Source organism: Blautia acetigignens (assembly GCF_025566865.1).
Taxonomy (GTDB): domain Bacteria; phylum Bacillota; class Clostridia; order Lachnospirales; family Lachnospiraceae; genus Blautia_A; species Blautia_A acetigignens.
Window position 1 is genome coordinate 21,438 of record NZ_JAOQJM010000006.1, and the last position, 19,895, is coordinate 41,332.

The window sequence follows — 19,895 nt, forward strand, 5'->3', positions numbered from 1 at the left end:
TATGTGAAAGGAGAAGAAATTTGAATATAAATGAAATTGCAAGACTTGGAAGTAATGTGAAGCCTGTGATTCAGAATGAGAATTGCTCTGTTCTTATATTAAATGATGCGACAGGAGAGGGCGTTATGACGGTTTACCGAGTAATGCCAGGTGTGATGATTTGTTTTTCAGACATGCACATGGAACAGTGCGCATCTGAATTTGAATTGAAGAATGACAGAAAAATATTCTGTATTGACCACTGCCGGGAGGGAAGAATTGAGATGGAGGTAAAGCCAGGTGTGTTCAGTATTATGCAGGAAAATGAACTCCGTTTGGATAACAGAGAAAATCATAAGGGGACGACTTATTATCCGTTGAAGCATTATCATGGAGTCAGTATTTTCATGGAAGTTGCGGAAGTTCAGAAGGCACTTGATGAAATGTTTCATGGATTTTCCGTATCTATTGAGGAGCTTCGAAGCCGTTATTGTTCAGAAGAGAAACCTTATGTAATTCGTGGAGATAAGGAACTGGGGTCAATTCTTTCCGGATTTTACCAGAAAAACATGGCACATCCGGAACTTGCAAAAGCAAAAGAATATTATCAGATAAAAGTCGTGGAATTATTGTTGTACTTAAACACGATGACCGTAGAAGACAGGAAAGAAGTCAGACCATATTATTACAAAACTCAGATGGAAAAAATCAAAGGGATTCATGCGCAGATCACAGGGAATCCTCAGACACGGTTTACCATCGAAGAACTTTCCTCTATGTATGAGATTCCACTGACAACTATGAAAAAATGCTTCAAAGATGTTTATGGAGATTCTATTTATTCTTATCAGAAGAGATACCGCATGAATCTGGCTGCAAATATGTTGTTACAGGATAAGGCGAAAGAAATACAGGAGATCGCCTCCTGTTTAGGATATGAAAATCCGGGAAAATTTTCATCTGCATTTCGAAGTGTGATGGGGTTATCACCTGTAGAGTACAGATTTCGGAAAGGGGAAATATTAGATGGGAAATAGGAAAACATCAGAAAAAAAAGACAGCTGGCTGAAAGTATTGCTTGGCTATACCGAAGGAAGCGGGCAAAGGCTTGGAATATCCGTTGTTTTATCTGTTATCAGTATTATCAGTGGACTCATGCCATATTATTGCATTTACCGTGGCATTGATTTGTATATAAGAAATCTGAACCAGGCTCCTATGCAGGAAATTTTAAAGTGGTGTCTATATGCCTTACTCTTTTACACTATAAAAATCGTAAGCTTTTCCGCATCCACATGGATTTCCCATATAGCAGCTTATCACATATTGGAGGGTTTAAGGCTCCGCCTGACAGACCGTTTTCTGAAAGCACCATTAGGAGATGTGGAAGGGCACAGTATTGGTGAAATCAAGAGCATTATGGTAGAAAAAATCGAAAATATGGAACCACCCATTGCTCATATGATTCCGGAAGGAAGCGGACATATCCTGCTTCCGGTAATCAGCTTTATCGCTTTGCTTACGCTGGACTGGAGAATTGCACTGGCTTCTCTTGTAACCGTTCCATTGTCTTTGGTATTTATGACACTTACCATGATTATCAGCGGAAAAAGTTTCACTCAGTACGACGAATCCAATGCACATATGAACAGTACTATTGTGGAATACATAGAGGGCATAGAGGTTATTAAGGCATTTGGCAGGGCAGGAACCTCTTATGAGAAATATGCAAAAGCAATTCTGGATTATAAGAAATTCGTTGTGAAATGGCTGTCTTCCACCTGGATTACCATGAAAATGACATTCGCCCTGTTTCCATCGACACTGCTTGGAACTTTGCCTGTGGGACTGTATCTGACGATGCATGGTCAGTTGACCATATCACAGCTTGTGCTGGCAGTCATGCTGTCCATGTCCATGGTGACATCTTTTGCAAAAATAGAGGTATTCTCTGAAAATCTTCGTGAAATGCAATATAACATCGAAAGAATACAGGATTTTCTTACGATGAAAGAATTGCCGGAGCCTTCTGTATATGCAAATATCAACAGCTATGATGTGAAACTGGAAAATGTGCATTTCTCTTATACCGGTGAGGAAAAGGACGAGGTGATGCATGGAATTGACCTGACAATGCCAGCAGGAAGTTTTACCGCATTGGTCGGACCGAGCGGGGGAGGTAAATCCACGGTAGCAAGGTTGATCTCAAGATTCTGGGATGTGACATCAGGAAGTATTACCATAGGTGGTGTGAATATTAAGGAAATTCCATTGTCACAGCTTTCAGAAATGGTTAGTTTTGTGACACAGGATAATTTCCTGTTCCGGTGTTCCATTCTGGAAAATATACGTCTCGGCAATCCGACTGCATCGGATGAAGAGGTGCGGGAAGCGGCAAAAAAGGCATGCTGCCAGGAGTTTATAGAGAAGCTGCCGCAGGGCTATGATACCCCGGCAGGGGAAGCAGGAAAACGGTTATCCGGTGGAGAAAAGCAGAGGATTGCCATTGCCCGAATGATATTAAAAAATGCACCAATCATCATTCTTGACGAAGCAACTGCATTTACGGATCCGGAAAATGAGAACAAGATCCAGAAGAGTATAGAAAAACTGACAAAAGGCAAGACATTGCTGGTCATTGCACACAGACTTTCCACAATCACAGATGCAGACAAAATCGTTGTTTTGAAAAATGGCTGTATAGAAGGGGCGGGAACCCAGGAAGAGCTGCTTCAGAATTGTCAGCTTTATCAGCGAATGTGGCAGGCTCATGTGGGAGCAAGACACTGGGCAGTGGGAAGTCAGAAAGAAGGTGAAGACTCATGTTTGGCACTGTAAAAAGAATCATTGACTGGTGTGGCAGTTTTAAAAAGAATCTGTATATCGGTTTTGTTTTTTCCTTTTTTTCAGGCTGGTTTGCGGCAATGCCGGTCATATGGGCGGCATATACGATCGGAAAGCTTGTAGAATGCGAGGGGCAGGGAAAAACTATTTCAGCGGATTGGATTGGGAAAAGTATCGTAATTCAGCTGCTTTTCATCTTTTTGCGTTTTCTGTTTGATTATTTAAGAGCAAGATTTCAGGAGTCGATCAGCTATGAATTGATTGCCAGAGACAGACTGGCAGTGGGAGATGCGCTGAAGCGTGTATCTTTAGGATATTTTCAGAACATGAATACAGGTACGATTCTTAATTCCATCACGACAGGCCTTCATACACTGGAAGGAATGGGAATCCGTATGATTGATAACTTTGTAGGAGGTTATCTGAATTTTATCTGCATCCTTTTGTGGCTCACCTGTGTGAACTGGAGAGTAGGGCTGATTGCAGTAACGGGTGCCGCTGTTTCCCTGATATTCCTGTTCATCATTTCAAAATACAGTACAAGAAATGCACCAATCCTTGCTGCGGCAAACAAGGATCTGACCGGAGCAACCCTGGAATACGCGAGAGGACTTTCTGTAGTGAAATCCTTTGGAAAAGCAGGAGCTTCTATGGAGTCAATGAAAAAAGCATGCAGGGACAGCCGTGACATTAATCTGAAAATAGAATGGGGATATATTCCTTATAATGCACTGCATCTGCTGGCGTTAAAAACAGCAAGTGTGTGTATCGTAATTGCTGCGTTTTATCTGGGATTTTCCGGACAGTTGGATTTTACTTATATGATGTTTGTGATTCTGCTGTCATTTCATGTGTTTGGTTCTTTGGAGCCGATTGCAGACTGTGCTCATGTACTGGCTGTCATTGATGACGCCCTGGAGCATTTGGATGAATTGACAAAAGAGTCATTCATTGATGCAGATGGACAGCAGATAGAGATTGCACACTATGATATCGAATTTCAGAATGTAGATTTTTCTTACGGGGAAGGGAAGGAAAGAAGACAGGTGCTCCATAATGTGAATCTGAAAATTCCGGAGTATTCAGTTACAGCAATCGTGGGTCCTTCCGGAAGCGGAAAATCTACGATCTGCAATCTGATTGCCCGGTTTTATGATGCAGACAGTGGAAGTGTTCGTGTGGGAGGACATAATGTGAAAGAATTTACCTGTGACAGTCTGTTATCCAACATTTCCATGGTATTTCAGAATGTATATCTGTTTCATGATACAGTGAGGAATAATATTTGCTTTGCAAAACCGGATGCAACAGAAGCGGAAATGGTAGAAGCGGCAAAGAAAGCATGTTGCCATGAATTTATTATGGCATTACCGGAAGGATACGATACTGTCATCGGAGAAGGCGGAGGGAGCCTGTCCGGTGGAGAAAAACAGCGCATTTCCATCGCAAGAGCGATTCTAAAAGATGCACCAATTATTATACTGGATGAAGCAACAGCCAGTGTAGACCCGGAAAATGAACATCTGATCCAGGCAGCTATATCGGAACTTACAAAAGGAAAAACCATAGTAACCATTGCACACAGACTGGCGACGATTGAACAGGCAGACCAGATTCTGGTGGTAGATAATGGGCAGATTATTCAGAGAGGAACCCATAGAGAACTTGTGGCTGTTCCTGGAAAATATAAGGATTTTGTAGATATTAGAAGTCAGTCGGAAGGCTGGAAAATCGGCTAAGGAGGAACGAAAGACATGGAAGAATCAAGAAAATTATCAGGAAAGGATCTTATTACAATAGGAATCTTCTCTGCAATTTATTTTATGCTCAATCTGGCAGCTATGTTTACTGGATTTGTGCCAGTGTTGTGGCTGCTGTTACCGGGCGTGACAGGAATTGTGACCGGAATCCCATTCCTGCTTATGACAGCTAAAGTGAGAAAACCAGGGGCAGTATTTATTATGGGAACAATTACTGCATTGCTTTATTTCGTGACTGGTCAGTTTACAGTATTGTTACTGATTACATTTGCTATTGCATGTATATTGTCGGAACTGTACAGGTCTGTGACAAAGTATGATAACAGTTTTACACATATGATGATATCGTTTGTGTTTTTCTGTTATGGAATGCTTGGCTCTCCACTGGCAATATGGGTGTATAAAGACAGTTTTTTGGCGCAGATTCAGCAAAATGGAATGTCTGCAGAATATGTCCGGTCTTTATCGGGATTGATTTCTACGCCAATGCTGATTATACTTTGTATCTCTCCAGTCATAGGAGGCGTGATTGGAGCGTTGATTGCTAAAGGTTTATTCCGTAAGCATTTTAAGAAAGCAGGGATTGTCTGATGAATAAGAGAACAGTCATCAATCATCTTGATCCAAGAGCTGGGCTGTGGCTGCTTTTAATGGCAAATATTGGTATGTTCTGTCAGAAAAATTCTGAGCAGGGGAGTATGCTTTCAGGCATATTTCTCCTGCTTATGCTGGTGCATGGACTATATAAGGCGGCAGGTAAAGGTATCGTTTTACTTGTTTCTTTTCACCTTTTACTAATGTATGTATTTCCGCAGTGCCCCGCATGGATGAATATGGTGTTTCCAGTTTTAGTTAATTATTCATTGCGTATGCTGCCGTGTGTTTTGGCAGGTTTGTTGCTGCTTCGAACATCGTCCATGCAGAAAATGATCGCTGCCATGTATACACTGCATCTACCACAAGGATTTATCATAGCAATGTCTACGACACTTCGATATTTTCCAGCTTTGAAAGAGGAGTTCGTACATATAAATGCTGCTATGAAACTTCAGAATATCTCATGGGCATCCCGCTTGGAGTGTACGGTAGTTCCATTGATCGTGTCTGCAGTCAATACATCGGATGAAATAGCAGCGGCGGCAGTGGCAAGAGGAATCGAGAACCCAGGAAAAAAGACTAGTGAAATAACACTTCACATGGGAATTTCAGACGGGTTGATAATGATTTTGGTAACATTTGGAATACTTATAGTGGTGATTGCGGGATAAAAAAATGATAAAGTTTGAAAATGTAAATGTAACAATGCAAGGAAAAAGAATTCTGTCAGATATAAATCTGGAGATACAGGATGGGGAGTTCGTATTGATATGCGGGGAAAGTGGATGTGGAAAAACCACAATGACAAAACTGATTAATGGATTGATTCCGCATTTTGTAAGGGATGTCAGCGTAGATGGAACGATTACGGTTTGCGGGAAAAATGTTGCAGAGATGCCTATGTATGAGATTGCAGAGCTTGTAGGGTCTGTTTTTCAGAATCCAAGAACTCAGTTTTTTTATACGAATTCTAATGCTGAGATGGCATTTGGCCTGGAAAACAGAGGCGTGGAACCGGAATATATACGAAAAAGAATTAAGAATACAATAAATGAATTAGATATAGAGAAGCTGGAAGACCGGGATGTATTTTCCATGTCAGGTGGTGAGAAACAGCTTCTTGCGTTTGCATCAGTATATGCCATGAATCCGCAGATTTATGTGCTGGATGAGCCGTCAGCGAATTTGGATATAGCAGCGATGGAAAAGCTGAGTGAAAGAATGAAGGTAATTAAGGAGAAGGGACATACTGTAGTTGTGGCAGAGCATCGTCTGGCATGGATCCAGAAATTCGCAGACAGAATTATTTATATGAAAGAAGGACGTATAGAACAAGAATTTACATCAGATGAGTTTAAGGCTTTGTCTGATCTGAAACGAAAACAAATGGGGCTCAGAAGTATCGTTCCTGAACAGATACAGATCCCGGAGATTACAGGAAACTCAGAAGACGCAGTACTTCAGATTTGTAACCTTTCATGTAAGAGAAAGAAACAGATGATTTTTCAGAATATTAGTTTATCTGCAAGAGCGGGAGACATCATCGGTATCACAGGGAAAAACGGTGCCGGAAAATCTACTTTTTGCAATTGCTTGTGCGGTCTGCTTAAGCCCAAAGGCGGCGAGATTCTGTATCAAGGGAAAAAGCTGTCGGAAAAGGCCCGGACCAAACTGTTCGGGATGGTTATGCAGGAAGTCAATCATCAGTTGTTTTCAGATAGTGTGAAAAATGAATGTATGCTTGCAAATGAAGAAGCCTCTGAACAAGAAATCAGGGAATTACTTGAAAAATTTGACTTGGAAGAGTATGCAGAATATCATCCGATGATATTATCTGGTGGACAGAGACAGAGGCTTGCTATTTGCCAGGCAGTTATGGGTGAAAAAAAGCTGCTTATTTTCGATGAACCTACCAGTGGGTTGGATTTTAGGCATATGTGTCAGGTGGAAAAATTGATGAAACAATTGTCAGAAGAAAAATATATTATTATAGTTGTAACACATGACTATGAGTTTTTGAATCGAGCTTGTAAGAGGTATATTAGAATAAATAGTTAACTTTTAGGAAAGGAAAACGGATTAAAGGAAGAAATTATCCATTCATGAACGGCTTGAGATTAATAAGAGGATTATTCAAGAAAAGCAGGGAAAAGATAAGCCGGAGAGAGGGGATGATCGGGGTGTAAGATAGGTAAAAGTTAAGACTGGAAGTCACTGGTGTAGGTGGCTTCTGGCCTTTTTTTTAATTAGATGAAGTGGTGGAATAAATTGCCTTTATGTGTACGGAGATTTCTCTTCTAAATTTATTAACTGATTTGCAGTAGAATTATATACAGAAAGTGTACGAGGGGGTGCAGGATGAAATTATTATATTCAGATATTCTGCCATTAGGAACAGAGGAAAATTCGCAACCACAGTTAGACTGTCCCCATTTGGCGATCTGGATTTTTTTGACTGTTGCGAGAACATCGTTAGAATTTGTCGGCGGTCAGGTTGTATCATGTGCGGCTCCCTCCTTGTAAGCCGCCGTGAGTGCCAGCGTCAGCGCGTCATCCCTTTTGAGGGTAAAAGAAACGGCGACCTTGATTCTCTCAAAACCGCCGGTAAGCATGGTATTCCCAAAGTGGGCACACGAAATTATCTGCCCAGACCAACGGTTTTTTTCTTTCCCCGTTCGGGGGCAGATAATTCATTATGCAGTGCAGGGCCGACGTGCGCTATTCGGTTCCCTGTACTTTTTTCTTCAACTTCTGAAAAGCTGTATCACTGATTGCATGTTCTATCCGGCAAGCATCCTGCTTCGCCGTTTCCTAATCATTACCAGTAATCACAAGTTCATGCGGAAATTTTTTGCTCTGCATTCCACATGGCAGCATATTTCCCGCCTTTCGTCAAAAGCTCGTCATGTGTGCCAGATTCTGCAATTCTGCCGTCCGCCACAACAAGTATCTGATCTGCATTTTTCACGATGGACAATTTGTGAGCAATCATAACTACGGTCTTTTTCTCTTTCAGAAGATTAGCGATTGCCTGCTTTACAGCCAGCTCATTTTCAATATCAAGAGACGCTGTTGCTTCATCCAGCAGCAGGATAGGACTGTTTTTCAGGATAGCGCGGGCAATCGAAATCCTCTGCCGCTCACCACCTGAAAGCAGATTGCCATTTTCGCCGGTTGGCGTGTCATACCCTTTTTCCATCTTACGAATAAATCCGTCGCAGTTCGCCTCCCGGCAAGCCGCCTCTATTTCAGTGTCCGTAGCGTCAGGACGGGCATGACGGATATTTTCACGGATGGTATCATCAAACAGAAATACATCCTGATCCACCATAGAGATTTGTTCCAGTACCCGCTCTGCTGCCACATGATCTATCGGCTTACCGCCAATGGAAATTGTACCACCGCCAGCTTCATAGTATTTTGCAATCAAATTCAAGATTGTAGACTTTCCGCTTCCAGAATCACCGACAATGGCGGTCAACTTCTGATCGAGAACCGTAAAGGAAGCGTGTTTCAAAACAGGCTCTCTGGGGACATAGGAGAAATCCACATCTTCAAACCGAATCTCATGTGTAGCTGTTTGGAATGTCTCCATACTGCCTGTTTCTTCCGGCTCGTCCATAACACCCAGGATTTTGTTTTTGGAAATCATCAGGTTTTTATAGCTGGTGAGGTCTACAAAAATAGAGTTTGCCAGCTTTGCACAGAACAAAGGCAGCATACAGATCAAAAGATAGTCTACCGTGTTCAGTGTCCCTGTGGCCCAGGGCGCATACGCTGTCCAAATAACCAGTGGGCAGGACAGCCAGCTTAAAATGCCAAATCCAGCACCGATAGGCAGTACCTTTGCTTCGTACACAAAGCTGATCCGGCAGAACTCCCGCATGGCATTGATAACGGTTTTATTCTTCAAACCACCTACGCCATAGGCCCGGAAAGTTTGAATACCAGACACATACTCCACAATGCTGCTGATATTCTCCGCACAAATATCATTCTTTTCTTTACCATACTTCCGAACCATACGGAAAGAAAGCCACAGTCCAGGGATCAAAAGCAGGTCGGCAATCAGCAGGATAATTCCGGCAGGCACATAAATGGTCATCACAAAAATAATCAGCATGAGCGACAGTGCAAAACTCTTTGCCAGATCACCGATCTTATGGGTCAGGATTTTTTCATAGTTGTTTACATCGCTTGTGATGGTATTGATATAATCGCCGGTCTGTCCCTGGGTAAACCGGGATAGCGGGATACGCTTTAAATGATCGCCCATAAAAAGTCTGATGTTTTTGCTGACCTCTGCGCCGCCAATCTGTGCTTTGGTATAACCATAGCTGTAAATCAGAATACGAAGCAGGAAAATGACCACAATTACACCAGTCAATATCAATGCCCGGTTCATGTCAAACTGCCCTGACCACAGAAATTGCATGACAGAGTAAAGAAGCATGAACAAGCTGCCGGAGAGAAGCCCTTCCAGAACAGTCCCGCCAACGCCAATATAAAAATTACGGTTCTTTTTCAATACATCATGCTTACTCATGCTGCTTGCCTCCCTCCAACTGATAAGTAATATTCCGAGCTGTTTCGTAGTTCTCCCACGCCTTCCGATAGTAAGCATTGTTCTTTCGGACTTCCTCATGGGTTCCGACACAGGTAATTGTGTGATTTTCAACCACTGCTACACGCTCGCACATCTTCAACGCGCTCAAACGATGGGCTACCACAATGACGGTCTTTCCCTTGCAGAGATTTTGAATGGCTTTGTCAATCTCCATCTGATTTTCCGGGTCAGAGGCGCTTGTGGCTTCGTCTAAAATCAAAATGGGGGCGTTCTTCAGGATAGCGCGGGCAATGGCAATCCGCTGTTTTTCACCGCCGGAGAAGCGAGAGCCAAAGCTGCCCACTTTCGTGTCATATCCATCTGGCAAGGACATGATAAAATCGTCAATCTGCGCCTCTTTTGCAGCAGCCTGCACTTCTTCCAGAGTGGCGTTGCTGCCCATTCGGATATTTTCTAAAACGCTGTCACGGGTCAGGAATGTCTTTTGAAATACGATGGCTACATTTTTCAGAATGGTATCGTAGTCAAGCTCCTTGACATTTTTTCCGCCAATCAGCACTTCGCCCTCCTGTACATCATAGAAGCGGGAGATCAGTTCAATCACAGTGCTTTTACCGGCACCAGACTGTCCCACAAGAGCCACGCGTTCCCCGTCATTGATTTTGAGGTTGACACCTTGCAGTACATCGGTCTTGCCGTCATAGGAAAATCGGACATTGCGAAGTTCAATATCGTGATTTTGGGGAAAGTCCGTTCCACCCTCATAAATCGGAATATCCAGGATTTCTTTGGTCTTGGTAACAGCGTTCAGTACATTGGCAAAATTAGTCCCCAGTTCTTGCAGGGGGCGGATTTCCGCCAGATACATGGAACCTACATAGACGAACAGCAAAAATGCGCTGGCTGCCAGTGAGCCTTTGAGGAAAAACATTCCGCCGATTGGAACCATCAGCAACATCCCACATTCGATGATAACAACAAAGGCCGCATAAGGTGGCCCCATGCGCCGGGAAGTTTCATTCCACATGGCGTTTTCTTCCTGGATAGCGTCTGAAAACTTTTGAAACGATTTGCTCCCCATGTTATAGGCTTTAATCAATTTCATACCGCTGATGTACTCAATCATAACCGAGTTCAGTGTGGTAATGGAGCGATTGGCCCGTTCCATCAGGTCATCCGTGTTGCGGAACATCATCCCCATTACAACAACAGCAAGGATCAGCGGAACCAGGGAAATCAATGCCAGAGGAATATTGACGGTCATCAGGTAAATAAAGATGACTACCGGCCCAACCAGATAGCACACAAGGTCAGGAAGGTTATGGGCCAGGAACAACTCCAGCTTTTCAATATCTTCATTCAGAACCGTTTTAATATCCCCGGTGCGCCGTTCATTCAAGGCCCCCAAAGGCGCTCTGGCTATGTGTTCCGCAACCATGCAGCGCACTTTGAACAGTGCGCCGTATGCGCCTTTATGGGCTGCCACGCCGGAACAGCCGAATAATGCAAAACGCAGGGTGACAGCAGCGGCAATCATTGCCACAGTCTGTACCACAAGTTCTTTTGTGCAGGCATTGTTAAATGTGGCATCCATCAGCCTGTAAATCCCAATGTAAGGGACGATAATGCAGAGACCACTGACCGCCGATAGAAAAATCGCCAGAAACAGCCAGATTTTCTGCTCACCGGCCCAGTGGAGCAGCAAAGCCACTCTGTTTTCCTTTTTCTGCTTCATAGACTACCTCTCCTTTCCATCTGAAACAGAGAACAGCTCTCTCAATTTCGGGAGGGCATCCATTGTAACTTGTACATCATCGGGCATTTCGCCCTCGTCAAAATGCAGGACACGGGAGCAGGTACGGCAGACAAACTCAAAATCATGGGTAACAATGAAAATAACCTTTCCCATATTGGACAACCTGCGGATCAGTCCTGCCACCTGTGTCATACTGTCAAAGTCAAGGCCGCTGGTCGGTTCATCGAATACCAGCAGGTCTTTCCCACAAATCATACTGACGGCTACCGCCACCCGTTGTTTTTGACCGCCGGAAAGTGTGTTTGGATGGCGTTCTCGGTATGGGGCAAGCCCCAGTTCCTCCAAAGTCGCATTTATCAGCGTTTGATCTGGATTGCGGATACCAAAGGAACACTCTGCTTCCACACTGTCAGCAAAAAGTTCATAATTTACATCCTGCATAACCATATAGGAACGTTTCAGCCTTGCCTTACGATCCATCGGCTTACCTTCCCACAGAAATTGTCCCTCGCAGTCTTTGTGAAGCCCGCAGATGGCGCGGGAAAATGTAGTCTTTCCGGCTCCGTTGTGACCGACCACTCCGATCACTTCACCCTTTGTAGCAGAAATATTGATATTATGTAAAATCGACCGTTCCTTATAATGCAGCGCCACATCACATAGCTTCAGCATTTCCTTTCCAGATGCAGGCTGACATGTCAATGGACGAACCTCCTGCAAATCCACTGCCCGAAGTCCCATTCGTTCTCGCATATCCTGAGGCAACCGCCGCAATTCCTCCGGCGTGAAAATATTTGTAATCCTGCCGTTATCCAGATACACAATGCGGTCTGCAATATCCATCAGGTAATATAGACGGTGTTCGGCAATCAGAACGGTTTTGCCCTGCGCCTTTATCAGTCGCAGATGTCCCGCTAATTCCTGGATCGAAGTCATGTCCAGATTAGAGGAAGGTTCATCAAGCAGATAGATTTCCGGGTTCATTGCATAGACTGACGCAAATGCAATTTTCTGCTTTTCCCCTCCAGACAACTCAAAAATATTGCGGTTCCGCAGATTTTGAATATTCAGATCATCCGTTGTCTGATCTACACGCTCTGCCAGCTCTTTCGGAGGCAGTGCCTCATTTTCGATTCCAAAAGAAATCTCGCTGTCAGTATCCACGTTAAAAAACTGCGTCCGGGGATTCTGAAAAACCGAACCGACCTTTGACGCGATCTGATACATAGGTAGATTGCTGATTTTCTGCCCGTCTACCAATATGCGGCCTTGTAACTCACCCTGATAAAACTGCGGAATCAGACCATTTACCAGCCTTGTAATTGTCGTTTTCCCACATCCGCTGCGTCCGCAGAACAGGACACATTCGCCGTCTGAGATTTTCAGATTGATTTCATGCAGGCCATTATGTTCCTGTCCCTGATATGAAAAAGACACATTTTCAAATTCAATCAACCAATCACACCTCCCTGCAAACACAATTCGAGTGCAAAAAAGGCAACAGCAACGCTCATTCCGATCCAGTCCGCAGCCCCACATTTTATCTGAACAAGGCAAGTGCGGGGACTGGGGTTCTCAATGCCACGAGTAATAGAAGCGATGGAAAGTTCGTCTGCCGCTTTTGAAGCTGCCATCATCAGCGGTACATAAATACACTCGATTGTCATTCCCGGATTTTTAAGAAACCCGGCTGGCGTTGGGGAAACATCCCGCATACGCATAGCGTCTTTGATAAAGCGCCAATCCTCCTGAATAGTTGGAATGTAGCGCAGCATGACCGCCAGCGGGATAACCAGCTTTTTGGGTGCATGAATCCGGTTCATTGCTGATAAAAATTCGCTGACTTTCGTTGTTGACAAGACAATTCCGGCCAACATACCACAGGCATAAACCTTATGGAACAGACCGAGAAACGCCACAAACATTGTCCGCAACGTGCCAGTCATCTCTGTCATGATCCACACCGTCAAAACACAGATAACAGCATAGAAGCACACTGCGTTTACAGCATACTTCCACTTTCCGAACAATACTCCTAATAATGCAATCAGAAGTACAAGTATAAATTGATATCCGAGTGACGGAGCAACCATGGACGCCAGTACACACATCAGAATAAGAAAGAGTTTGGCCCGTGGATCGAGCCAGAACCCTTTCTTACGGTTTTCACCCATCATGCTGTAATACCTGCTTTTTCAAACTGCTTTATTAACATCCGGCTTCCTACTATGGCACTGATTGTGGCCGTCACAAGCACAGCTGCGAACATTGCAATCAGAATCCCGGTATTTGCCGTTGCCTGCATGGTATCAATGTAGCCCTGTTCCGTCCCGTTTCCTAACATTGTTTGCGCCCATCCATCCGGGTCTGCAAAGAACACGAGATACGAGCCTGTTCCACCGAGGGAGAACAGGATGTAGGAAATGATATTGAATTTTTTGCTTTTGTACTGTCCTGCACCAGCGACAAAATCAGCGATGATACCCATAAGCATATACCCAAGAGCAAAAGCCCAATGCATACCCGTCACAAACCAAACAATGCCAATCAGAACCCCCATGATCGTCAGGCTCCAGCGTTTTTGCACTTTAGCGACCATCAATAAGTAGATTGGCCCGCAGAGCAGGGCGCTGCCTGCCGGCATATAGAATGTAAGTACCGGGTTTGTTGCAAAGAAAACACCGCCCACCATCGTGAAAACGAACAGCAGCGCCGTAAAGATTCCTGTCGTTACCAAGTCCTTGACGGACAATCCTTTTCTCACAGTTTCTTGATTGCTCATAAAATTTTCCTCCTTGTTTCAGGAGCGATTGACCTTTCGCCCCGAATCTGTTATAGTATGATTAGTTACTGCTAACTACGTTCCTATAATACTCATAGGACGAAGATTATGCAATAATTCAGGGAGATGTTCGTCCTTTCATTGCAAAGGTTCGTCCAATCGTTTCAAAGGAGGCCGTTATTTGGACAATAGCATTATTGCGGACTACTATGAACCGCTTTTAACAGATAATCATTTTATTCCAGCAGATGACAACAACAGCTTTAATTCTGCTGGACAATGTTGGAGGCTTTCTCATGAGTTTGGAGAAGGCTTCTATTGGGTCTATGCAAAAAAAGACCTGTATGATATTAAGATTCACGACTTCTATTTCCACGATGATTTTTTCATGGAATTTAATTTGCCGGAATGTTTGAGTATCACTCAATACGAATCAATCTCCGGCGAAGAACTGAATCCATATCGGCGTCTTTCTGCCGGATGTATCAAGACTTTTATCGGAGGTGACAAGCCCTATAAGGCATTGATCCACAAGAAGATTCCCATTTATTCCATCGGTATTGAGGTCATGCCTGCATATTATGAGGGCTATCTGAAAAAGCAGTATCCGAGTGATTATATAAATCCTCTTGCTGCATTCAAGCAGGTGGATCAGACAACGGATTTTCCAGCCATGGCAAAGTTGCTCCATGAAGTAAAACTCTATCGAGGAGATGGTATTGCTGCAGGTTTATTTTATGAAGCTAAGGTTGCCGAGGCGGTTTCTCTTGTGGTGGAAGAACAGAAAAAGCTTCTCACTCGCAAGGAAAAACAGCTAACCGATCAGGATATAGCACAACTGGAAAATGTGATTGCTTATTTGAACGACCATTATGCTTTTGACGTTCCGCTGGAACGACTTGCCAAGATTGCATGCATGGGAACAACCAAGTTGAAATCATCTTTCAAGCAATTACAAGGCTGCACGATCACGGAATATGTTCAACAGCGTCGCATGAGCCAAGCTGAACACTTGTTGATAGATACGGATTTTACGATGGGACAAATTGCGGAAATGATTGGATATTCTACATCCAGCCGGTTTGCGGAGCTGTTCCGTAAAAGCACAGGAATTTTGCCGATAGATTATCGGAAGATGGCACATAAGCAATAACATCATGAACGCTAGGGATTTTTTCTCTGGCGTTTTCTTTGTCAATTTATACGATATATCTTTTCCGAACAGCCAAAATCTCCGTTCCAAATTGTAGTATTAACAGAGGGAAAAACAAAGGTAGGGTTTCGATAGCAAGCACAGCAAGCGAGTACCCGCTTGCGATTTTTCGGATTTTCAGGTCCCTTGCCCGAAAATGAAAAATGCTTGCTGGGATATCCCAGACTCTTATGAGAAACGGAGGCGGAGCATGGCAAACCGGAAGCGGAGCGTTCAAATGAAATTTTATATCACGGAGGAAGAAAAACGGCTCATTGACGAGAAGATGGCACAGCTCCCCACAAGGCGCTATGGTGCCTACCTCTGCAAGATGGCGATTGACGGATATATCATTTACACCGATACGGCGGATATCAAAGCGTTCACCGCGGAGCTTTCCGCCATCTGACGGAATATCAATCAGATCGCCAAGCGGATCAATGCAGGAGGCTCCCCCTATCAGGCGGATATGGAGGAAATCTGGGAAGAGGCACCGTTAAGTAGGTACCTCTTCTGTTTAAAGAGTTGGCTCTTTTTCTGATACGGGAATTTGTATTTCTGGAGCATTAAGCAGTGATGTGAAATTCTGCCGAATGATATCAAGTGTCTTTTGCTTTTTCTGCAGCTCCTGTTTTTCTCGGACGGTAGCAGCCTGTTCAGATTCAAGATTTTCAATTTGCTTCTGGATTTTATTAGAACTTGGGATTTTGGTGACACCGAGATCCTGAAGCTCTTTTTTTAGTGAATCGTGGAGATGGTATTCTGCCTGATGCTTGGTACGGTAATCTTTTGGATTTTTAGCAAATTTGCAATCCTCAATCACTTTTCGGCAGAGCCGGTAAGAATCGCAGTGTTTCTGAATGACTTTCTGCGTGTTCAGATCACTGTTGATTTGTGCTATTTTTTGGTCGGCAACTTTCACAGAAACTTCAATGTCAGATACATGCTGCTTGAAATCCTCATAATTCAACAGGTTATTTTCGGAAAGATAGTTAAAGGTGCGGGCTGCCTCTTTCAGATTATTGAGCTTTGCCCATCGTTCAAATCCTTCTCGATTGCCGGTCGTAACATAAGTGGAAATATTGATATACAGGCGAGCTTCTCTGGACAGATGCTTCGGAGTTTTCACTTTGTTACGATTTTTAGCTAGGCGGATGCGGATATTTTCTTCTGAATAATAGCTTCCGAGAGATTTCATATAAGTGAAATTCTTCTGCTCCGGTGCACGGAAGGACAGGTGTTTTCCTTGGCGGACTTCATATCCGGCTAACTGCATTTTTTGTAGAAATTCCTCATAGTTGATGGAAGTCCAGATTGCCTTATCAACTGCAACACGTAGTTTGGCTTTCCAACTCGTGCCACGATGATATTCCATGTTCTCTTTATAGCTTTTACCTTTTTCTCCGGTTGGCATACTGGTGGCAAGTCCATTTTCATGGCAGATACGATTACTGATCCGGCAGATTTTATGGTAGCTCCGCTTATTCGAAACATATTTGTGATGATCAACAAAACTTGCTGCATTAAAGATGATGTGGTTATGAATGTGGTTTTTGTCAACATGGGTACTAATCACGTATTCATATTTTCCTTTCAGTACTTCGTCTGCAAATTGTTGTCCTAAGCGATGGGCAGTTTCGGCATCAACTTCTCCAGGTTTAAATGACTGGATCAGATGAAATGCCAGGTTATCGCCTTTGTCCATTCCATTCTTTTTTGCCAGTTCTCTTGTCATAGAAAATTCAAGATCTGCAGTTTCCGGGGAACAGCCAAAACTGGAGACTAACAGTTTTTCATCTGTTTTATCTGGATTCGTGATGTAGTCCAGAGCTTTCTTGTCTGTTACTTTAATTGGGAAGATCTTAAGATACGCCATAATTCTTTCACCATCTCTTTCAATTCTTGCATTTCTTCCGGATACAGATCTCCGGTGCTGTTTACTTTTTTGGCAATCTGATTAATATTCACACCAATCTTATGCATTTCTTCATATTGTTTTTTTAATGGAGTGGTATCGGTGTTGACGATGTAACCGTCAATTGCCATTTTACGAAGATAAGCTCCCATGTTTTTTGTCTTTGATTCTATCATTTTTCTGCGGATAAACTTACGTTCTTCTTCGGTGACATAGAAATGGATTTCTTTGTTTCTCTTTCTTTCAGCCATTGGCGGGTTCTCCTTTCTGAGAGGGCAGTTGTATCGTTGCTTTCAGCGTTTTTCAATTTAGGGCAGGGTACCCTAAATTGGGATTTTCCGGAAGTGTATCCTCACTTCCTGTCCTTGCTGTTTTACCCCTCTATTAGTTAAAGTCAGGAGAACCGGGAAAATGCAAAAGAATTTTGCAGGTAGTACGGGATACGAAAATGTGGTATGATTATGGGCAGGATATCAGAAGAATTAGGAGTTGAATAGATTGTGAAGAAAGAAGAAATTTTTGAATATGTGCAGAAACAGTATGGCACGATTCCGGAATATTTATGGAGTAAACTACCGGACAGTGCAGTACTCCGACATGAAAATGGAAAATGGTATGCAGTGATCATGACGGTTGAAAAATCGAAATTGGGATTAGAGGGAAATGATCTGGTTGACATCATGGACGTAAAGTGCGATCCAGAAATGATCAGCATGATTATTCAGACTTATGGATTTTTACAAGGATACCATATGAATAAGCAGCACTGGATCACGATTTTACTGGAAGGTTCGGTCAGTGAAGCAAAGATACTGGACTTTTTGGATATGAGTTATGACCTGATTGATGGAGCAGGCAGAAAGGAAAACAAATGAGAAAAGCGATCGTATATGCATCTGTCCATCATGGAAATACAGAAAAATTAGTAAAAAGCATAGCAGAAGAGTGCCAGGTCGATTTGATTGATGCTGTAAAACAGCCAAATGCAGATATGAACAGTTATGATATGATTGGATTTGCATCAGGAATCTTTTTTTCAAAATTTCATCAGTCGATATTGGGATTTGCAGAGAAGAACCTACCGGATGGCAAAAAGATATTTCTGATTTGTACTTATGGTGGAAGTGCGAATTATAAATCCTTAGAGCAGATTTTGGACAAGAAGCATTCTAAAGTGATAGGAAAATTTGGGTGCAAAGGGTATGACACATTCGGACCATTTAAACTGGTTGGAGGTATTGCTAAAGACCATCCTAATGAAGAAGATATGAAAAACGCAGCGGACTTCGTAAAAGGATTACACTAATTTTTGAGCAAAAAGGAAAACCGGGGATTTTACTCCTCGGTTTTCTGGCAGTTGTGTTTCAGTCTTCAACCTGAAAAATATCTTCTACAGGCACTTTCAGGTAATGTGCCAGCCGGATTGCAATCTCAAGAGAGGGATTACGTTCTCCACGTTCGATGCGGCCTATCGTCTGGCTGCAGGAACCTATGGCTTCAGCCAAATCTGCTTGAATGAGATTCCGTTCTTCACGAATATCTTTTAGTGTATTATTGATTGCCATTCAATCACTTCCTTTGCTTATTGTTATCAGCAGGATCATGAACCTGCTGTTGAAATCTAATGAAATCCCGGAATTTCTGCACCTTTGCATTTCCCGATTATTTTTCCAAAAATCTTAAAAGAGTCAGATTCCAAAACCTGGATAGGACGATATTTTTGATTTAAAGAAATCAGATAAACACCATCTGGCTCATCGTGTAATTCCTTGATGTAAGTATTGCCGTTGAGATAGAAGATTCCAATTTCACCATTAGCAAGAGAATCTTTTTTCTGAATCCATGCAACATCGTCTGTATGATAAAGTGGCTCCATACTGTCACCGGAAATCCGTACACCAAAGTCAGTCTGCTCAGGAGCAAGGTGTCCTACATCATAGGTTTCTTTTACAGAATCCTCCAGGTAATTTCCAGTACCAGCAGAAACTGGTTCCCAGGTAATTTCTACAGGATGATGGAATGGGATAATTTTTGCAGACAGTGGAGAAAACTTTTTAGAAGCTTTCAAAATATCAGCAAATTCAATCAATTTATTTCTGCCTTCTTCATTCAATCCACTCATAATGTTATATGGGTTTTCTCCAAAGAAGGATTCATATATATCTTCGATATCAAGTAACTGGCAAAGTGTCAGGAAAACATGTAAAGCTGGTTCTCGTGCATTGGTCTCCCATTTGGAGATTGCTTTTGTAGTGACCTGAATACCTTCCTGAGAAAGCAGGTCTACCAGATCTGATTGAGAGTATCCTTTCTTTTTTCTATTTTCTGCTAATATTTCCCCGAAATCACGCATTTGTTCGCCTCATTTCTATTTGAATTTTCTATATGCATTATACCGTATGTTAGAAATAAAATCAACAATAATCTCCGAAATGGAGAAAATACAACCAAGATGTTACTTGACTATCTCCGAAATGGAGAAAATACAACCAAGATGTTACTT

At 42.9% G+C, this 19,895-nt stretch carries 18 protein-coding genes and 1 pseudogene; 10 read left to right on the forward strand and 9 right to left on the reverse strand.

Annotation, left to right across the window (positions count from 1 at the left end; genetic code table 11):
- The first annotated feature begins 20 nt into the window (after positions 1–20).
- The 6 genes from OCV70_RS09025 to OCV70_RS09050 are packed head-to-tail and all read left to right on the forward strand — an operon-like array spanning position 21 to position 7,238.
- Positions 21–1,016, forward strand: a complete 996-nt coding sequence (locus tag OCV70_RS09025) for a helix-turn-helix domain-containing protein (RefSeq protein WP_117854299.1) — start codon at positions 21–23, stop codon at positions 1,014–1,016.
- On the forward strand, positions 1,006–2,817 hold the full coding sequence (locus tag OCV70_RS09030; protein ID WP_117854298.1) for an ABC transporter ATP-binding protein: 1,812 nt from the start codon (positions 1,006–1,008) through the stop codon (positions 2,815–2,817). Before OCV70_RS09025 ends, OCV70_RS09030 begins: the two co-directional genes overlap by 11 nt.
- Positions 2,802–4,562 (forward strand): ABC transporter ATP-binding protein, encoded by a 1,761-nt coding sequence (locus tag OCV70_RS09035; protein WP_173768255.1) that lies wholly within the window; start codon positions 2,802–2,804, stop codon positions 4,560–4,562. The genes OCV70_RS09030 and OCV70_RS09035 overlap by 16 nt, the downstream gene beginning before the upstream one ends.
- Before the next feature lie 15 nt (positions 4,563–4,577).
- Complete coding sequence (locus OCV70_RS09040) at positions 4,578–5,174, forward strand: MptD family putative ECF transporter S component (RefSeq protein WP_117449263.1); 597 nt, start codon at positions 4,578–4,580, stop codon at positions 5,172–5,174.
- A complete protein-coding gene (locus OCV70_RS09045; RefSeq protein ID WP_117854296.1) occupies positions 5,174–5,851 on the forward strand; it encodes an energy-coupling factor transporter transmembrane component T in 678 nt (225 codons plus the stop codon). The genes OCV70_RS09040 and OCV70_RS09045 overlap by 1 nt, the downstream gene beginning before the upstream one ends.
- A 4-nt stretch (positions 5,852–5,855) precedes the next feature.
- Complete coding sequence (locus OCV70_RS09050) at positions 5,856–7,238, forward strand: ABC transporter ATP-binding protein (protein ID WP_117854295.1); 1,383 nt, start codon at positions 5,856–5,858, stop codon at positions 7,236–7,238.
- 778 nt (positions 7,239–8,016) lie between these two features.
- Here the strand turns inward: OCV70_RS09050 and OCV70_RS09055 are convergent.
- From OCV70_RS09055 to OCV70_RS09075, 5 genes are read right to left on the reverse strand one after another with little or no spacing between them, the layout of a single operon-like run.
- A complete protein-coding gene (locus OCV70_RS09055) occupies positions 8,017–9,726 on the reverse strand; it encodes an ABC transporter ATP-binding protein (RefSeq protein ID WP_117854294.1) in 1,710 nt (569 codons plus the stop codon).
- Positions 9,719–11,482 (reverse strand): ABC transporter ATP-binding protein, encoded by a 1,764-nt coding sequence (locus OCV70_RS09060; protein WP_117854293.1) that lies wholly within the window; start codon positions 11,480–11,482, stop codon positions 9,719–9,721. Before OCV70_RS09060 ends, OCV70_RS09055 begins: the two co-directional genes overlap by 8 nt.
- Positions 11,483–11,485: 3 nt before the next feature.
- On the reverse strand, positions 11,486–12,958 hold the full coding sequence (locus OCV70_RS09065; RefSeq protein WP_173768253.1) for an ABC transporter ATP-binding protein: 1,473 nt from the start codon (positions 12,956–12,958) through the stop codon (positions 11,486–11,488).
- Positions 12,955–13,680 (reverse strand): energy-coupling factor transporter transmembrane component T, encoded by a 726-nt coding sequence (locus tag OCV70_RS09070; RefSeq protein WP_117854291.1) that lies wholly within the window; start codon positions 13,678–13,680, stop codon positions 12,955–12,957. The genes OCV70_RS09065 and OCV70_RS09070 overlap by 4 nt, the downstream gene beginning before the upstream one ends.
- Positions 13,677–14,285, reverse strand: a complete 609-nt coding sequence (locus OCV70_RS09075; protein WP_117854290.1) for an MptD family putative ECF transporter S component — start codon at positions 14,283–14,285, stop codon at positions 13,677–13,679. Before OCV70_RS09075 ends, OCV70_RS09070 begins: the two co-directional genes overlap by 4 nt.
- Before the next feature lie 181 nt (positions 14,286–14,466).
- Between OCV70_RS09075 and OCV70_RS09080 the strand changes: the two genes are divergently transcribed.
- Together OCV70_RS09080 and OCV70_RS09085 are read left to right on the forward strand one after the other, a co-directional pair.
- Entirely contained in the window at positions 14,467–15,438 is a 972-nt protein-coding gene (locus OCV70_RS09080; RefSeq protein ID WP_117854289.1) for a helix-turn-helix transcriptional regulator, read from the forward strand.
- Positions 15,439–15,688: 250 nt separating this feature from the next.
- Positions 15,689–16,018, forward strand: a pseudogene (locus OCV70_RS09085) (plasmid mobilization protein).
- Here the strand turns inward: OCV70_RS09085 and OCV70_RS09090 are convergent.
- On the reverse strand, positions 15,995–17,353 hold the full coding sequence (locus tag OCV70_RS09090; protein ID WP_117854288.1) for a relaxase/mobilization nuclease domain-containing protein: 1,359 nt from the start codon (positions 17,351–17,353) through the stop codon (positions 15,995–15,997). The pseudogene OCV70_RS09085 and the gene OCV70_RS09090 sit on opposite strands and share 24 nt — an antisense overlap.
- Positions 17,320–17,643, reverse strand: a complete 324-nt coding sequence (locus tag OCV70_RS09095; RefSeq protein WP_117854287.1) for a MobC family plasmid mobilization relaxosome protein — start codon at positions 17,641–17,643, stop codon at positions 17,320–17,322. The genes OCV70_RS09090 and OCV70_RS09095 overlap by 34 nt, the downstream gene beginning before the upstream one ends.
- Before the next feature lie 249 nt (positions 17,644–17,892).
- Between OCV70_RS09095 and OCV70_RS09100 the strand changes: the two genes are divergently transcribed.
- On the forward strand, positions 17,893–18,267 hold the full coding sequence (locus OCV70_RS09100) for an MmcQ/YjbR family DNA-binding protein (RefSeq protein WP_117854286.1): 375 nt from the start codon (positions 17,893–17,895) through the stop codon (positions 18,265–18,267).
- Positions 18,264–18,698 carry a flavodoxin family protein gene (locus OCV70_RS09105; RefSeq protein ID WP_117854285.1) on the forward strand — a complete coding sequence of 145 codons (435 nt, stop codon included), beginning with the start codon at positions 18,264–18,266 and terminating at the stop codon, positions 18,696–18,698. The genes OCV70_RS09100 and OCV70_RS09105 overlap by 4 nt, the downstream gene beginning before the upstream one ends.
- 58 nt (positions 18,699–18,756) lie before the next feature.
- Here the strand turns inward: OCV70_RS09105 and OCV70_RS09110 are convergent, their stop codons facing one another.
- Together OCV70_RS09110 and OCV70_RS09115 are read right to left on the reverse strand one after the other, a co-directional pair.
- Positions 18,757–18,957 (reverse strand): helix-turn-helix transcriptional regulator, encoded by a 201-nt coding sequence (locus OCV70_RS09110; protein ID WP_005344265.1) that lies wholly within the window; start codon positions 18,955–18,957, stop codon positions 18,757–18,759.
- Positions 18,958–19,013: 56 nt separating this feature from the next.
- Positions 19,014–19,745, reverse strand: a complete 732-nt coding sequence (locus OCV70_RS09115; RefSeq protein ID WP_117854284.1) for a helix-turn-helix domain-containing protein — start codon at positions 19,743–19,745, stop codon at positions 19,014–19,016.
- Positions 19,746–19,895: the final 150 nt, after the last annotated feature.

Bases quoted from the DNA above. Each gene is read 5' to 3' on its own strand.
- OCV70_RS09050 (WP_117854295.1), top strand. From the start codon at position 5,856: ATGATAAAGTTTGAAAATGTAAATGTAACAATGCAAGGAAAAAGAATT.
- OCV70_RS09110 (WP_005344265.1), bottom strand. From the start codon at position 18,957: ATGGCAATCAATAATACACTAAAAGATATTCGTGAAGAACGGAATCTC.
- OCV70_RS09040 (WP_117449263.1), top strand. From the start codon at position 4,578: ATGGAAGAATCAAGAAAATTATCAGGAAAGGATCTTATTACAATAGGA.
- OCV70_RS09090 (WP_117854288.1), bottom strand. From the start codon at position 17,353: ATGGCGTATCTTAAGATCTTCCCAATTAAAGTAACAGACAAGAAAGCT.
- OCV70_RS09030 (WP_117854298.1), top strand. From the start codon at position 1,006: ATGGGAAATAGGAAAACATCAGAAAAAAAAGACAGCTGGCTGAAAGTA.
- OCV70_RS09115 (WP_117854284.1), bottom strand. From the start codon at position 19,745: ATGCGTGATTTCGGGGAAATATTAGCAGAAAATAGAAAAAAGAAAGGA.
- OCV70_RS09035 (WP_173768255.1), top strand. From the start codon at position 2,802: ATGTTTGGCACTGTAAAAAGAATCATTGACTGGTGTGGCAGTTTTAAA.
- OCV70_RS09055 (WP_117854294.1), bottom strand. From the start codon at position 9,726: ATGAGTAAGCATGATGTATTGAAAAAGAACCGTAATTTTTATATTGGC.
- OCV70_RS09075 (WP_117854290.1), bottom strand. From the start codon at position 14,285: ATGAGCAATCAAGAAACTGTGAGAAAAGGATTGTCCGTCAAGGACTTG.
- OCV70_RS09060 (WP_117854293.1), bottom strand. From the start codon at position 11,482: ATGAAGCAGAAAAAGGAAAACAGAGTGGCTTTGCTGCTCCACTGGGCC.
- OCV70_RS09095 (WP_117854287.1), bottom strand. From the start codon at position 17,643: ATGGCTGAAAGAAAGAGAAACAAAGAAATCCATTTCTATGTCACCGAA.
- OCV70_RS09105 (WP_117854285.1), top strand. From the start codon at position 18,264: ATGAGAAAAGCGATCGTATATGCATCTGTCCATCATGGAAATACAGAA.
- OCV70_RS09045 (WP_117854296.1), top strand. From the start codon at position 5,174: ATGAATAAGAGAACAGTCATCAATCATCTTGATCCAAGAGCTGGGCTG.
- OCV70_RS09070 (WP_117854291.1), bottom strand. From the start codon at position 13,680: ATGATGGGTGAAAACCGTAAGAAAGGGTTCTGGCTCGATCCACGGGCC.